A 14,640-nucleotide genomic window follows, 5' to 3' on the forward strand; every position below is an offset into this window, starting at 1 on the left:
GTCAGTCGCCGATCAGTGAGGCGACGTGCTCGCTGACGCCCTTGAGCAGCGCGGACGGCTCGATCGGGGCCGTGGCGACGGCGGAGAAGAACGACGGCAGGCCCGGCAGCGGGAAACCGTCGTCACGGGCGGCGGCCTCGCCCACCGCGCTCTTGCCGAGCACGCTCCGGCTGCGCTCCCACGCGTCGAGCACCTCCTCCGGAGACGGCACGCCGAAGCCGTGGCCCACCGGCGCCGCGTGACGCAGCCGTACGAGAGGGGTCTCCGCGAACGCGAGGGCGGTGCGGGCGCGCTGCTCGAGGTCGGCCCGCGGCTCCGGAGCGATCCACCGCATGGCCGTGCAGGGATTGCGGCAGGTGGCCACGCAGACCGCGAGCGCGCCGGCCACCTGGCTGTGCTGCCGGTCGAAGTACGCGCGCCAGCCCTCCGCCGGCTCGCCCGCCACCCGCAGGGTCCGGTTGGTGGCCGACTGCTCTGCCTTGGTGTGGTCGCACTCGCGGTCGCCGATCACGCCGAACCGGCTGCCGACCGCGCTGAGCCCCTCCGGCCAGCGTCCCGGATCGCCCGCGTGGCCCAGGTGCGGCTCGAACGCCAGCAACGGCAGGTACTCGGCCGCGATGTGCACCGCGGCGATCATCGGGCTCAGCTCGCGCCGGTGCCAGCGGATGGCGATGGCCTCCAGCAGCAGGCCGTAGGCGGGACGCAGCGACTCCAGCGCGCCGCGCGGCTGCTCGCGCGGGGTCTGCGGCATGTGGCAGGCCCGCGCCTGCCGCCTGAGCCCGGGCGGCACGGCCTTGGTGTCGACGGCGAAGTCCTCGGCGTCGAGCGACAGCAGCCGCTGACCGAATTCGCAGGCCTCCGCGATGCGGGGGTCGGGCGTCAGCGCCCCGAGGTCGGCGAACGCGTAGCGCCGGGCCAGCGCCAGGAACAGATCACGAGTCGTCTCCACCGGATCACCCTACTCAGCACCGCAGGGGGAGAGGCGCCCCCGTGACCGACGGCCGAGCCTGAGGGCCGGACTAGGGGCAGGGCGCCCGGACGCACTCGACCTCCTGGGTCGGCTTGGACGTCGTGGGCTCCTGCGTCGGCTCGTGCGGGTCGGGCTCGGTGGGCTCCTGCGTCGGCTCCTGGGTGGGGTCGGGCTCCGGCTCGGTGGTCGGGTCGGGCGCGGGAGTGGTCGGCGGATCCGTCGGGGTGGTGGGGGTCACCGTGGGGGTGCCGGTCGGGCTGGGCGTGCCGGAAGCGGTCGTCGCCGGGACCCGCGTCGGCCGGGTGGCGGCCGGCACCCGGTTGCCCGCCTCGGTCGGGGGCGTGGTCGCGGTGGCGGAGGGGCGAGGCTCGGACGAGGTGGCGGGCGGGGGGACCGGGTCGCCCTGGGCGGTGTCCGACGGGCGCAGCAGCACCATGGCCGCGACACTCACGGTGATCAGCGTGGCGAGCGCCATCGCGAGCGCGGCGGAGAGCGCCCCTCTGCGGCGGCGCGCGGCCGGCGCGCCGCCCGTGGAGCGGGCTCCCCCGCGGGGGGCCGTCACGTCGCCGGGAGCGACCGTGTCCCCGAGGCCGGAGGCCGGCGCGGCGCCGGGGGAGGCCATGCCTCCGAGGCCGGGGGCCGATGCGGTGCCGGGGGAGACCAGGCCTCCGAGCCCCGGAGCGGGCGCGCCTCCGAGGCCGGGGGCCGGCGCGGCGCCGGGGTCGGCCAGGGCGGTCCTGGCCGCCCGTGCCATGTCCTCGGCGGAGGCGTGGCGGCGCTCCGGCGTCTTCTCCAGCGCCCTGGCCACCAGCTCGCGCGGCCCGGGCGGCACCTCGGGCGGCAGCGGCGGGACGGGCGCGTGCAGATGCTTGTAGATGATCTGCACCGGAGTCTCGCCCTGGAAGGGCAGGTGGCCGGTCAGGCACTCGTAGGCCACCACACCCAGCGCGTAGAGGTCGACCGCCGGCGTGACCTCACTGGAGGTGGCCATCTCGGGCGCGCAGTAACCGGCCGAGCAGAGCATCGACCCGGTGGCGGTCAGCTGGCCGGCCGACGCCGAGTGGGCGATGCCGAAGTCGGTCAGCGCCACCGACCCGTCGGGCCGCACGACGAGGTTGGCGGGTTTGACGTCGCGGTGCACGATGCCCTGGGCGTGGGCCGCGGCCAGCGCGTCGGCCACCTCGGCGACCAGCCGCATGGTGGCCTCGGGCCCGAGCGTCGCCCGGCGCAGCCGCTTGTCGAGCGACTCGCCGTCGACGAACTCCATCACCAGGTACGTCACGCGCCGGCCGCCGACGTCGCAGGCGCCGAAGTCGTACACGTCGACCACGCCCGGATGGCGGAGCGTGGCCATGGCCCTGGCTTCGTTCTGGAACCGCTTGAGGAAGGCGGCGTCCTCGCTCAGGGCCGGGATGAGCACCTTGACGGCCACCGTCCGGCCGAGCACCGTGTCGGTGGCGCGCCACACCTCGCCCATGCCGCCACCGCCGACCCGCTCGGTCAGCAGGTAGCGATCGTTCAGCGTGGTCCCGGAACCCAGCACGCCATCCACGCTAACACCGGCTCGGAGGTGCGGCGTTCGAAACGACGGCGTCGTCATCGCATCGTTTCCCGAGGCAGGAGCGGTATGGACGGGACGGCGGACGGTCCCCTCCCGGAGCGGGAGGGGACCCGTCGCGGTGGCCTGGCTACGCCGTGTCGCGGGCGCGGTTGCGCAGGGCGCGGCTCACGCCGTCGGCGCCTTCCAGGATGAGCCGGCGCAGCGCCTGCGGCGGCTGCTCCGCCTCCAGGTAGGCGTGCGCGGCCTGGACCGTCTCCTCCTCGATCAGCAGCGCGGGGAAGCACCCGACCGCGAACGTGGACGCCTGGTCGAAGGTCCACTCCCGGTAGATCCGCCCCACCTCGGCGAAGTACTTCTCCCGGTAGGGCGCCAGGAGCTCGGGGTGGTTCGGGTCCTGGAACCCGTTGATCGTGGTGCGCGCGATGTGGTTGGGCAGCTCGCCGCCCGTGATGCGCTCCCACGCCGCCGCCTTGGCCTCGGGCGTCGGGACGGTGGCCCGGCACAGCGCCGCGGAGCGCTCGCCGGTGGCCGTCGGGTCGCGGCGCAACTCGGCCGCGATGTCGTCCTCGCCCAGCTCGCCGCCGCTGACCAGCGCGGCGGTGAGGGTCCAGCGCAGGTCGGCGTCGACGGTCAGCCCTTCGGGCACGCCGGTCCCGTCGAGGATGGCCCGCAGCAGGGCCAGGTCCTCGGCGGAGGTCGCGACGGGCGCGAACGCCTGGAGGAAGGCGAGCTGGTGGTCGGAGCCCGGCTCGGCCCCGGCCAGCAGCGCGCGCAGCTCACCGGCCAGCAGCGCCAGCCCCTCGGGCCGCCACGCCGGGTCGGCGTACTGCTGGGCGGCCAGCCGCGCCTGGCGCAGCACGCTCTGCAGGACGGTCAGGTCGGCGACCGTGCCCACGCCGGAGGTCACCAGCTTGACGTAGTCGCGGGTGGGCATCTCGCCGTCACGGGTCATGTCCCAGGCCGCCGACCAGCACAGCGCCCTCGGCAGCGACTCGGTGAACGCGGAGATGCCGCCGTCGACGAGCGTGCGCAGCGATCGCTCGTCGAGCCGGATCTTCGCGTACGTGAGATCGTCGTCGTTGACCAGCACCAGGTCGGGCTGCTCCTCGCCGACCAGCTCGGCCACGGCGGTGCGGGCGCCCACCACGTCCAGCTCGACCCGCTTGGTGCGGGTCAGCTTGCCGTCGGCCATCGAGTAGAGGCCGATGGCCACCCGGTGGGAGCGCAGCGTGGGGTGGTCGGCCGGCGCCTCCTGGAGCACCTCGAACCGGGTGAACCGGCCGTCGGCCACCTCGAACGCCGGTCGCAGCGTGTTGACCCAGGCGGTCTCCAGCCACTCCTTCGACCACGCCGACAGGTCACGGCCGGAGGTCCGCTCCAGCGCGGTGAGCAGGTCCTTCAGCTCGGTGTTGCCCCAGGCGTGCTCGTCGAAGTAGTCGCGCACGCCGGCCAGGAAGTTGTCCAGCCCGACGTAGGCCACGAGCTGCTTGAGCACCGAGGCGCCCTTGGCGTAGGTGATGCCGTCGAAGTTGACCTCGACGGCCTGCATGTCCGGGATGTCGGCGGCGATCGGGTGGGTGGACGGGAGCTGGTCCTGCCGGTAGGCCCAGGCCTTCTCGACGTTCGCGAACGTGGTCCACGCGCCCTTGCCCCACCGGGTGGCCTCGGCCTGGGCGAGCACGGACATGTAGGTGGCGAACGACTCGTTCAGCCACAGGTCGTCCCACCAGCGCATGGTGACCAGGTCGCCGAACCACATGTGGGCCATCTCGTGCAGGATGGTCTCGGCCCGCCGCTCGACCACCGCGTCGGTGACCCGCGACCGGAAGACGTAGTCCTCCAGGAACGTCACGCAGCCGGCGTTCTCCATCGCGCCCGCGTTGAACTCCGGCACGAACAACTGGTCGTACTTGCCGAACGGGTAGCGGACCCCGAACACCCGGTGGAAGAAGTCGAACCCCTGGCGGGTGACCTCCAGGATGTTGTCGGCGTCGAGGTGCTCGGCCAGCGAGGCCCGGCAGTAGAGGCCCAGCGGGATGCCGTCGTGCTCGGACGTCACCTTGTGGTACGGCCCGGCCACCAGGGCGGTGATGTAGGTGGAGATCACCGCGGTGGGCGGGAACGTCCAGCGCCTGGCCGCGCCCTCCTCGGTCACGGCCGAGGCCGCCGCGTTGGAGATCACCTCCCAGTCGGCGGGGGCGAGCACGGTCAGCTCGAAGGCCGCCTTGAGGTCCGGCTGGTCGAAGCAGGCGTACATCCGGTGGGCGTCGGCCGTCTCGAACTGGCTGTGCAGGTAGACCCTCTGGTCGACCGGGTCGACGAAGCGGTGGAGGCCCTCGCCGGTGCGCATGTAGACGCAGTCGGCGTGGACGAGCAGCTCGTTGGACCCGGCCAGCGCGGGCAGGGGGAAGCGGCCCTGTTCGGCGTCGTAGGCGGACACGTCGAGGTCCTCGCCGTTGAGCGTCACCTTGTGCACGGTCGCGCCGTGCAGGTCGACGAACGTGTCGGCGCCCGGCCTCGTGCAGGTGAAGCGCACCGTGGTCACGCTCTCGAAACGCTCGTCGCCCGTCGTGAGGTCGAGCGCCACCGCGTAAGAATCGACCTTCAACAGGCGGGCCCGCTCGCGCGCCTCTTCCCGGGTCAGGTTGCCTGCCAAGTTGGGCTCCTTTTCAACCACATCGTCGGGGTTCGCCGGATCCTGGAATAGGATTCGAACCTCCCCAGGTTATGGCCCACATGAGCGAGAAGACTCCTGTGGATCTGTGGTTCGATCCTTTCTGCCCGTTCGCCTGGGTGACGTCACGATGGCTTCTCGAAGTGGAGAAGGTACGCCCCATCGAGCCGCGCTGGCACATCATGAGCCTCAACGTGCTCAACGAGGGCAAAGAAGTCCCCGACGCCTACCGCGAAATGATCGCCCGCGCCATCGGCCCCGTCCGGGTGGTGGCCGCGGCGGCCGCCAAGTACGGCGCGGACGTCGTCGGCCCTCTGTACACCGAGCTCGGCACCCGCTTCCACAACCAGCGCGCCCTCCACCGTCTCGGCGACCTGCGCGAAACGGTGGGCGAGGCGCTCGCCGCCGCGGGGCTCGACCCCGCCCTGGTCGAGGCCATGGACTCCACCGAGTACGACGAGGCCGTGCGCCGCTCGCACGACACGGGCATCACCCTGGTCGGGCAGGAGGTCGGCACCCCGGTCATCCGCGTCGGGGACAACGCGTTCTTCGGCCCCGTCATCTCCTCCGTGCCGCGCGGCGAGGACGCGGGCCGGCTGTGGGACGGCGTCCTGCTGGTCACCGGCTTCGACGACTTCTTCGAGCTCAAGCGCACCCGTACGCGCGAGCCCCGGTTCGACTGACCCGACGCCCCCCGCGGCGGGGATCAGGTCACGCTGAGGCGACCCGCCATCTCGCAATGTGACGCCGGGCGGGCCAGGATGGGGACATGCGTCAGCTATACATCGGCGGTGCGTGGGCCGCCTCAGCCTCCGAAGAGGCCATCGACGTCGTCAACCCGGCCACCGAGGAGATCATCGACCGGGTGCCCGCGGGCGACCCGGCCGACGTCGACGCCGCGGTGACGGCCGCGCGGGGCGCCTTCCCCGGCTGGTCGGCCCTGCCGCCCGCCGAGCGGGGCAAGCTGCTGGCCGCGGCGGCGGAGCTGCTGAAGGGGCGGGCCGACGAGGTGGCCAGGACGATCGCCACCGACATGGGCTCGCCGCTCGGGTTCGCGCTGAAGGTGCAGACGCTCATGCCCGCCGGGGTGCTGGCCTCCTACGCCCGGCTGGCCGAGAGCCACCCGCGCGAGACCCGCGTGGGCAACTCGCTCGTGGTCAAGGAGCCGGTCGGGGTGGTGGCCGCGATCACTCCGTGGAACTATCCGCTGCACCAGATCGTGGCCAAGGTCGCCCCGGCGCTGGCCGCCGGCTGCACGGTCGTGCTCAAGCCCAGCGAGGTGGCGCCGCTGGCCGCGTACGCGCTGGCCGAGATCTTCCACGAGGTGGGCCTGCCCTCAGGCGTATTCAACCTGGTCAGCGGGCGCGGCCCGGTCGTCGGCGAGGCCATGGCCGCCCACCCCGAGGTCGACATGATCTCCTTCACCGGCTCCACCGTCGCCGGGCGGCGGGTGGCCGCGCTGGCCTCCGACGGCGTCAAGCGGGTGGCGCTGGAGCTCGGCGGCAAGTCCGCGAACGTCATCCTGCCCGACGCCGACCTCGGCGCGGCCGTCAAGGTGGGCGTCGCCAACTGCTTCATCAACGCCGGGCAGACCTGCTCGGCGCTGACCCGCATGATCGTCCACCGGGACCTGTACGACGAGGCGGTCCGCCTGGCCGTCGCGGCGACCGCCAAGTACACCGTCGGCGACCCGTTCGACGAGACCACCCGGGTCGGCCCGCTGGTGTCGGCGGCGCAGCGCGACCGGGTGATCCGCTACATCAACCGCGGCCAGGAGGAGGGCGCCCGGCTGGTGGCGGGCGGCACCGATCGGCCGCTGCCGCGCGGCTTCTACGTCGAGCCGACCGTCTTCGCCGGGGTCGAGCCCGGCATGGTGATCGAGCAGGAGGAGATCTTCGGCCCGGTGCTGTCGGTCATCCCCTACACCTCCGAGGAGGAGGCCGTCGAGATCGCCAACGGTACCCCGTACGGGCTCGCCGGGGCGGTGTGGGCGGCCACCGAGGAGCGCGCGGTCGCGGTGGCGCGCAGGCTGCGCACCGGGCAGGTCGCCGTCAACGGCGGCGCCTTCAACCCGATGGCGCCCTTCGGCGGCTACAAGCGCTCCGGCATCGGCCGCGAGCTGGGCGAGCACGGCCTGGAGGAGTTCTTCGAGGTCAAGGCGCTGCAGCTCTGACGCTCAGAGGAGCAGGCCGCCCGTGGCCCGGACGCTCTGGCCGGTGACCCAGCCCGAGTCGGGGCCCGCCAGGAAGGCCACCACGGCCGCCACGTCCTGCGGCCTGCCCAGCCGCCCCAGCGCCGTGAACGACCGCAACGTCTCCAGCGCCTCGGGCGGGTTGGCGGCGCGCAGCATCTCGGTGTCGGTCGAGCCCGGCAGCACGTTGTTGACCGTGATGCCGCGCCCGCCCAGCTCCCGCGCCGCCACCTTGGCGAACTGCTCGACCGCCGCCTTCGTGGCCGCGTAGAGCGCGATGGCGGGCGCCGGCAGCTCGGTGTTGATCGTGGAGACGTTGACGATCCGCCCGCCGTCGCGCATCACCCGGCCCGCCCACTGGAGGGCCAGGAATACGGCCCTGGCGTTCACCGCGAAGATCCGCTCGTACAGCTCGGGCGTCACGTCGGCGATCAGCGCCCGCCCGGTCTCGGCGGCGTTGTTGACCAGGATGTCGATCCCGGGCAGCCGCCGCTCCGCCTCGGCGAACAGCCGCCGGAGGTCCTCCTCGTCGCCCTGGTCGGCCCGCACCGCCACCGCGCCCGTCCGCCCGGCGACCGTCTCGGCGGCCTCCGCGTCGTGCCGGTAGCTGAAGACCACCTGGGCCCCGTCGCCCGTCAGCCGCTCGACCACGGCTCTGCCGATGCCGCGGGAGCCTCCGGTCACCAGGGCGCCCTTGCCTGACAACGTCGTCATGAGAGCGAGCCTAGGTGCGCAGCATGATCTCGCGCGCCTCGTTTCTCGGCAGCCGGTCGACGAACAGCCGGCCGTCCAGATGGTCGGTCTCGTGCTGGAAGCAGCGGGCCAGTGAGCCGCGCGCGCTGATCCGCACGGGCCGCTCCAGCCGGTCGACCCCCGCGACCGTCACGCCGGCGGCGCGGGCCACCGGCGCGTAGACCGGCCGGCGGGTCCGCCGGTCGGGCACCGACAGGCAGCCCTCCTCCTCGACGACCTCCGCCGGGTCGTCCACGGTCAGCACCGGGTTGATCACATGACCTTTGCGCCCGCTGATGTCGTAGACGAACAGCCGGCGCCCCACGCCGATCTGCGGGCCCGCCAGGCCCACCCCGTCGGCCGCGTACATCGCCTCGAACATCTCGTCGATCAGCCGCCGCAGGTCGCGGTCGAAGCTCTCGACGGGCTCGGCGGGCGTGCGCAGGACCGGATCGGCGAGCGCGCGGATGTCGCGCATGGCGGCTTCCTCCCAGTAAGGACCAGTAGCGGATCGGGTCCCTTACTCTAGCGAGCCCGGCGGCGGCCGGAGCCCCTCCTGTCCGGCTGTGGAAGACTGGTCACGTGCGTGTCTACATCGGTGCCGACCATGCCGGCTATGAGCTGAAGAACCACCTGGTGTCATGGCTGAAGGGCCAGGGTCACGAGGTGAGCGACTGCGGTCCCTTCGTGTACGACGCGGAGGACGACTATCCCGTCTTCTGCCTGCGCGCCGCGGAGGGCGTGGCGGGCGACCCCGGGAGCCTCGGCGTGGTCATCGGCGGCTCGGGCAACGGCGAGCAGATGGCCGCCAACAAGGTGCGCGGCATCCGCGCCGCGCTGGCCTGGAGCGAGGAGACCGCCTCGCTCGCCCGCGAGCACAACAACGCCAACGTCGTCTCGATCGGCGCGCGCATGCACTCCACGGAGGACGCGACGCGGTTCGTCGAGGTCTTCCTCACCACCGCGTTCTCCGGCAGCGAGCGCCACAGCCGCCGCATCGCCCAGGTCGAGGCCTACGAGACCATCGGGCAGCTGCCCTCGCTCCCCGGCTGAGGGGCCTCAGGACCGTTTCCTGCCCTCGCGCCTGGGCATCTCGTCCCGCAGGGGCCGCCGGTCGGCGGCCTCCTGCTGCTCCTTCGACGGACGCGACACCTCACGCGCGCGCATCGCCGTGATCGCGGTGATCTGCAAGCTCTGCAGGGCCATGCCCTTGACTGTACGTCAGAAGAGGAGGCCCGCCCACGGCTTCGGCTGCCAGCCCATCGCGGTGGCCAGCGCCCGCACCGCGCCCGGCGTGCGCTCGCCCACCAGCCCGGCCGCGTGCATGGTGGCCAGCGCCCCCTCGCCCAGGTAGGCCGAGCCCAGCGCGGCCACGTCCAGCGTGACGTCCGGGCTCTCGTCCACCTGCTTGCACTCCGCCCCGGCGGTGTCGGCGCGCAGCCGCCAGCGGCCCGCGTTCCACGGGCACGTCGCGTCGGCGACCTCCAGCACCAGGTCCACCGGCGCCGCGTAGGCCCGCCCCTCCAGCGCCCTGTCGACCTGTACGAGACGTACCCACAGCTCGTCCGACCAGGTGGCGTGGAGCTGGCGCTGATCGGCGATCAGCGCGAACAGCGGGTCGTCCACCGGCCTGCCGTAGGCCATCACCTTCGTCACCAGGTCGCGGTCGAGAACCCCGCGCCACAGCAGCGCGTAAGCGGCCGGGTCGGCGGCGAACAGCTCCTGCAGCCGCAGCTCGCAGTCGGGCATCCCGCTGTCGTCCCAGCCGCTCTTGACCCGGAACAGCGCGTAACCGCGCACCCCGTCGCCGTCCTCGGCCAGCAGCGACCGCAGCGGCCCGAGGCCGCTCTGGTCGAACTCCTCGTCGCCCAGGACCGAGTCCCAGAACGCCGGCGAGCGGTCGTACAGGCCGGGCCGCGAGTCCGCGACGGAGGCGAACAGGCGCTCGTACTCCGCCCGCGCCTCGGCGGGCCTGACCACGCGCAGCCGCAGCGACGGGTCGGCCGGGGCCTCGCGGACGAACGCCCCGCCGTGCCGGGGGATCTTGAACGACATCAGCCCCGCGGCGCGGCCGTACCCGTACCGGCCGTAGATCGGCGCCTCCGACGCGTACAGGGCCGCCACCGCCTCGCCGCGCTCACGCACGTCGGCGAGCTGCCTGCGCATCAGCGCCGACAGGATGCCGCGGCGGCGGTGCGAGGGAAGCACGGCCACGGCGGTCACGCCCGCGACGGGAAGCCGCGCGCCGGGGACGGTCATGGTGAAGCTGTACACCGCCGTCGAGGCCACCAAGGTGTCACCGTCGAAGGCGGCGAGCGTGCGGTCGAACTCCGTCTGCGCCTTCCACCGCGCCGCCTGGCGCGGGTGCGGCGTCCAGTTGAAACCCTCGGCGAGCACGCCGCTGAACGCCGGCCACTCGTTCTCGTCAATCGGACGGATGGGATACGTCATCCGTCCACGGTACGAGCGGACCCACGAGGCGACCACCGATTTAACCAGGGATGATGATCAAGGTCTTGGTCAAGTCGGCTGCCCAAACGGGGGCCGGACCGATACAGTCGAGCGCATCATGAGTACCCGACCGGCGCCGCTGATCCCGCCACGGCTCCGTGCGGTCCTCGTGCGGGTGCCGCTTCTGGTGCGGCTCGTCCGGTTCGTCCGGCGGGGGCCGCTGGCCAGGGACCGCAACCTCCTGATCACCCTGACCCTGGTGACGGTCGTCGTCGGGCTGCTCGCCGCCCAGGTGTCCACCGAGTGGTTCTCGCCCTCCCTGCTCATCCTGGTCACCCTGGCCGGCGGCCTCCAGCTCCGGCTGCGCAGCCTGGTCGTGCTGCTGGTGGCGGTGTCGGTCTCGCTCGGCTACCTCGCCATCACGCTCGGACCGGGCAGCGTCGGCGTCGGCCTCGCCGTGACCATCGGGTTCACCGCCGTGCTGGCGCTGCTCATGGCCCGCACCCGAGGCAAGCTCGGCGTCCAGGGCCTGCGCGGTGACGCCATGCTGCTGGAGCTGCGCGACCGGCTGAGAAGCCAGGGCGAGCTGCCCCCGCTGCCCAAGGACTGGGGCGGCAAGGTCGTGCTCAAGCAGGCCGGCGGCTCCTCCTTCGGCGGCGACTTCCTGGTGTCCATGCGCGAAGGCGACCAGGTCGACATCGCGCTGGTCGACGTCTCGGGCAAGGGCGTCGACGCCGGCACCAGAGCGCTGCTGCTGTCGGGCACGTTCGGCGGGCTGCTCGGCTCCGTCGACGACTTCCTGCCCGCCTGCAACGCCTACCTGCACCGCCAGCGCGGCGACGAGGGGTTCGTCACCGCCGTGCACGTCCGGCTCGACCTGGCCACCGGCGCCTACACCATCACCTCCGCCGGCCACCCGCCGGTGGTGAAGTTCGACGCCGGCACCGGCAACTGGAAGGTCGCCTCCGCGAAGGGCGTGGTCCTCGGCGTCGTGCCCGACCTCCACTGCGAGCCCGAGACGGGCATCCTCCACAAGGGCGACGCGCTGCTGCTCTACACCGACGGGCTGATCGAGCAGCCCGGCCGCGACATCGACGCCGGGCTCGACCGGCTGCTCGGCGAGGCGGAGCGGCTGCTGCCCTCCGGGTTCCGGGACGGGGCGCGGGCGCTGGTCAACGCCATGGCCTCGGGCCACAACGACGACTGCGCGCTGGTGCTCATCTGGCGCCCGTAGGTCAACGGCTTGCCCCGCATACCGTCAAGGGCGGGTAAGCGTCCGCGGGCGGCGAGGTCGACTAGTCTTGGATCGTCGAGACCTCACGGCCTGGAGCGCGCGTATATGGACTGGCTCTTCCTCCTGGGGATCGCCATCTTCTTCGTCGGACTGATGGTGTCCATCGGGTTGCACGAGATCGGCCACCTCCTGCCCGCCAAGCTCTTCGGCGTCAGGGTGACCCAGTACATGGTCGGGTTCGGGCCCACCCTGTGGTCCCGGCGCACGGGCGAGACCGAGTACGGCATCAAGTGGCTGCCACTCGGCGGCTACATCCGCATGATCGGCATGCTGCCGCCCAAGCCCGGCGACGACCCCGGCAAGGTCCGCGGGGGCTCCACCGGGCCGTTCCAGAGCCTCATCGAGACCGCCAGGGAAGCGGCCCTGGAAGAGGTCAGGCCCGGCGACGAGGACCGCGTCTTCTACCGCAAGAAGTGGTGGCAGAAGGTCATCGTCATGTCCGGCGGTCCAGCGATGAACTTCGTGCTGGCCTTCTTCCTTTACACGCTCCTGCTGGTCGGGATCGGCGTGCCCACCTACGCGCCCGTCGTCTCGCCCGACACCAACACCTGCGTGATCCCGATCAGCGAGCAGCGCACCGAGTGCCGCCCCGGCGACCGGCCGACGCCCGCCTCCCAGGCCGGGCTCAAGGCCGGGGACAAGATCGTCTCGCTCGACGGGCAGAAGATCGAGACGTGGGACGACGCCACCCGGATCATCCGCTCCCACGGCGCCGGCCCCGCCGAGCTGGGCATCATCCGCGACGGCACCGCCATGACGCTGCAGACCACGCTCATCGCCCAGGACCGGCCCAAGCCCGGCCAGCCCGGCGTGATCGAGAAGAACGTCGGCTTCCTCGGCGTGCTGCCGACCAATGTCATGCAGCAGCAGAGCTTCGGCGAGGTCTTCCCCTACATGGCCGAGCTGACCGGCCGCGTCGCCGTCTCCCTGGTCAACCTGCCGGAGAAGATGGTCGGCGTCTGGGACGCCGCCTTCTCCGGGGCCGAGCGCGACCCCGAGGGGCCGGTGGGCGTCGTGGGCGCGGGCCGCATGGGCGGCGAGATCCTCGCCTCCGACCTGACCGGCGTGCAGAAGCTGTTCGTCTTCGTCAACCTGCTGGCCGGGTTCAACCTGGCGATCGGCATGTTCAACCTGATCCCGCTGCTGCCGCTCGACGGCGGCCACATCGCGGGCGGGCTCTGGGAGGGCCTCAAGCGCGCCTGGGCGCGGATCATGCGCCGCCCCGAGCCGTCCTACGTCGACATCGCCAAGGTGCTGCCGCTGACCTACGCCCTGGCCATCGTCCTGATCGTCATGGCCGGTCTGCTGGTCTACGCCGACCTGATCAACCCTCTGCGGCTCACGGGCTGACCGGGGAGTTCCCATGGACCCACTGGAGCGGCTCCGGGCAGCCTGCCTGGCCCTGCCCGAAGTGACCGAGCGCCTCAGCCACGGCGAGCCCACCTGGTTCGTCCGGGGCAAGAAGACCTTCGTCACGTACGCCGACCACCACCACGACGACCGGCTGGCCTTCTGGTGCGCCGCCCCGCCCGGCGCCCAGGAGGAGCTCGTGGCCCACGACCCGGTCCGCTTCTTCCGGCCCCCGTACGTCGGACACCGCGGCTGGCTCGGCGTCTACCTGGACGTCGAAGGCGTCGACTGGGACGAGATCGCCGAGCTCGTCACCGACGCCTACCGCCGGGTCGCCCCCGCGTCGCTGGTCGCCCGCCTGCCCTGACGGTGGCTGTCCACCGAACGGCTGAGTCCGGTCCCGTCCCTTGGTCGATGGTGGAAGAAGTGCTGTCGTAGCAGGCTGAACGCGTAATCGCCGACGGGCCGAGCCCGAGAGGACGCGCACATGCCACCAGTGATCGAAGTACACAACCTCCACAAACGCTATGACGACAAGATCGCGGTCGACGATGTCTCGCTCACCGTCCAGGAGGGTGAGATCTTCGGGATACTCGGCCCGAACGGCGCGGGCAAGACGACGACCGTGGAGTGCGTCGAGGGCCTCCGCAGGCCGGATCGCGGCGAGATCAGGATGCTCGGGCTCGATCCCCTCCGAGACCGCGCCGAGCTGACCCGGCGGCTCGGCGTCCAGCTGCAGGCCGGCCACCTCCCCGAGCGGCTCCAGGTCGCCGAGGCCCTGGAGCTCTACAGTTCCTTCTACCCCGAGCCCGCCGACTGGCGCGCGCTGCTGGACGGCCTCGGCCTGGCGGACAAGGCGAAGACCAGGTACGCCAAGCTGTCCGGCGGTCAGAAGCAACGACTGTCGATCGCGCTGGCGCTCGTCGGCAGCCCCCGGGTGGCGATCCTCGACGAGCTCACCACGGGTCTCGACCCACAGGCCCGGCGCGACACCTGGGACCTGATCGAGGGCGTGCGCTCTCGCGGGGTGACGATCGTGCTGGTCACCCACTTCATGGAGGAGGCCGAGCGGCTGTGCGACCGGCTCGCGCTGATCGACGCCGGCCGCGTCGTCATGGTGGACAGCCCGGCCGGGCTGACCGAGCGGGTGCGCGCCGGGCAGCGGATCCGGTTCCGCCCGTCCGGGCCGCTGGACGACCGCTTGCTGACGAGCCTGCCGGACGTCTCCGGCGTCACCCGCCGGGGCGAGCTGGTCATCGTCGACGGCAACGACAACGCGCTCAACGCCGTCACCACCGTGCTGGCCCGCAACGGGATCGTCGCCGAACAGTTGCGCGTCGAGCAGGCGAGCCTGGAGGACGCGTTCGTCCAGCTGACCGGCAAGCGCCTCGAAGCCGGCCCCCGGTAACGGATCCCA

14 protein-coding genes are annotated in these 14,640 nt (G+C 72.4%); 7 read left to right on the forward strand and 7 right to left on the reverse strand.

From position 1 onward, the window contains the following. Window position 1: 1 nt before the first annotated feature. From ACQEUU_RS34995 to pepN, 3 genes are all read right to left on the reverse strand, one after another. Window positions 2-949, reverse strand: coding sequence for a hypothetical protein (locus ACQEUU_RS34995; RefSeq protein ID WP_433074300.1), 948 nt, complete (start codon window positions 947-949; stop codon window positions 2-4). Window positions 950-1,019: 70 nt separating this feature from the next. After that, a complete protein-coding gene (locus ACQEUU_RS35000; protein WP_433074303.1) occupies window positions 1,020-2,513 on the reverse strand; it encodes a protein kinase domain-containing protein in 1,494 nt (497 codons plus the stop codon). Between the two features lie 145 nt (window positions 2,514-2,658). After that, window positions 2,659-5,187 carry an aminopeptidase N gene (gene pepN / locus ACQEUU_RS35005; protein ID WP_433074306.1) on the reverse strand — a complete coding sequence of 843 codons (2,529 nt, stop codon included), beginning with the start codon at window positions 5,185-5,187 and terminating at the stop codon, window positions 2,659-2,661. A gap of 80 nt (window positions 5,188-5,267) precedes the next feature. Here pepN and ACQEUU_RS35010 point away from each other — a divergent pair, with 80 nt between their 5' ends. Together ACQEUU_RS35010 and ACQEUU_RS35015 are read left to right on the forward strand one after the other, a co-directional pair. Next, on the forward strand, window positions 5,268-5,888 hold the full coding sequence (locus tag ACQEUU_RS35010) for a mycothiol-dependent nitroreductase Rv2466c family protein (protein WP_433074309.1): 621 nt from the start codon (window positions 5,268-5,270) through the stop codon (window positions 5,886-5,888). Window positions 5,889-5,974: 86 nt separating this feature from the next. After that, window positions 5,975-7,378: an aldehyde dehydrogenase family protein gene (locus tag ACQEUU_RS35015; protein WP_433074311.1), complete on the forward strand. Its 1,404-nt coding sequence runs from the start codon at window positions 5,975-5,977 to the stop codon at window positions 7,376-7,378. Between the two features lie 3 nt (window positions 7,379-7,381). On the opposite strand, the gene ACQEUU_RS35020 is transcribed toward ACQEUU_RS35015, so the two are convergent. Beyond that, a complete protein-coding gene (locus ACQEUU_RS35020) occupies window positions 7,382-8,110 on the reverse strand; it encodes an SDR family oxidoreductase (protein WP_433074314.1) in 729 nt (242 codons plus the stop codon). A gap of 10 nt (window positions 8,111-8,120) precedes the next feature. Beyond that, window positions 8,121-8,606 carry a peptide deformylase gene (def, locus tag ACQEUU_RS35025; protein ID WP_433074317.1) on the reverse strand — a complete coding sequence of 162 codons (486 nt, stop codon included), beginning with the start codon at window positions 8,604-8,606 and terminating at the stop codon, window positions 8,121-8,123. Between the two features lie 104 nt (window positions 8,607-8,710). Between def and ACQEUU_RS35030 the strand changes: the two genes are divergently transcribed. Beyond that, on the forward strand, window positions 8,711-9,181 hold the full coding sequence (locus ACQEUU_RS35030) for a ribose-5-phosphate isomerase (protein WP_433074320.1): 471 nt from the start codon (window positions 8,711-8,713) through the stop codon (window positions 9,179-9,181). A gap of 6 nt (window positions 9,182-9,187) precedes the next feature. Here ACQEUU_RS35030 and ACQEUU_RS35035 read toward each other — a convergent pair whose 3' ends face one another. Further along, on the reverse strand, window positions 9,188-9,334 hold the full coding sequence (locus ACQEUU_RS35035; RefSeq protein ID WP_270156586.1) for a hypothetical protein: 147 nt from the start codon (window positions 9,332-9,334) through the stop codon (window positions 9,188-9,190). A 15-nt stretch (window positions 9,335-9,349) separates the two neighbouring features. Continuing rightward, on the reverse strand, window positions 9,350-10,579 hold the full coding sequence (locus ACQEUU_RS35040) for a GNAT family N-acetyltransferase (RefSeq protein WP_433074324.1): 1,230 nt from the start codon (window positions 10,577-10,579) through the stop codon (window positions 9,350-9,352). Between the two features lie 118 nt (window positions 10,580-10,697). On the opposite strand from ACQEUU_RS35040, the gene ACQEUU_RS35045 reads away from it, so the two are divergent. The 4 genes from ACQEUU_RS35045 (at window position 10,698) to ACQEUU_RS35060 (ending at window position 14,631) form a co-directional block, all read left to right on the forward strand. Beyond that, window positions 10,698-11,813, forward strand: coding sequence for a PP2C family protein-serine/threonine phosphatase (locus tag ACQEUU_RS35045; RefSeq protein ID WP_433074327.1), 1,116 nt, complete (start codon window positions 10,698-10,700; stop codon window positions 11,811-11,813). A 105-nt stretch (window positions 11,814-11,918) separates the two neighbouring features. After that, window positions 11,919-13,223, forward strand: coding sequence for a M50 family metallopeptidase (locus tag ACQEUU_RS35050; RefSeq protein WP_433074331.1), 1,305 nt, complete (start codon window positions 11,919-11,921; stop codon window positions 13,221-13,223). A gap of 13 nt (window positions 13,224-13,236) precedes the next feature. Beyond that, window positions 13,237-13,590: an MmcQ/YjbR family DNA-binding protein gene (locus ACQEUU_RS35055; RefSeq protein WP_433074334.1), complete on the forward strand. Its 354-nt coding sequence runs from the start codon at window positions 13,237-13,239 to the stop codon at window positions 13,588-13,590. A gap of 120 nt (window positions 13,591-13,710) precedes the next feature. Then, window positions 13,711-14,631 (forward strand): ABC transporter ATP-binding protein, encoded by a 921-nt coding sequence (locus tag ACQEUU_RS35060; RefSeq protein WP_433074337.1) that lies wholly within the window; start codon window positions 13,711-13,713, stop codon window positions 14,629-14,631. Window positions 14,632-14,640: the final 9 nt, after the last annotated feature.

It is taken from the genome of Nonomuraea sp. CA-218870 (assembly GCF_050936535.1).
Classification (GTDB): Bacteria; Actinomycetota; Actinomycetes; order Streptosporangiales; family Streptosporangiaceae; genus Nonomuraea; species Nonomuraea corallina.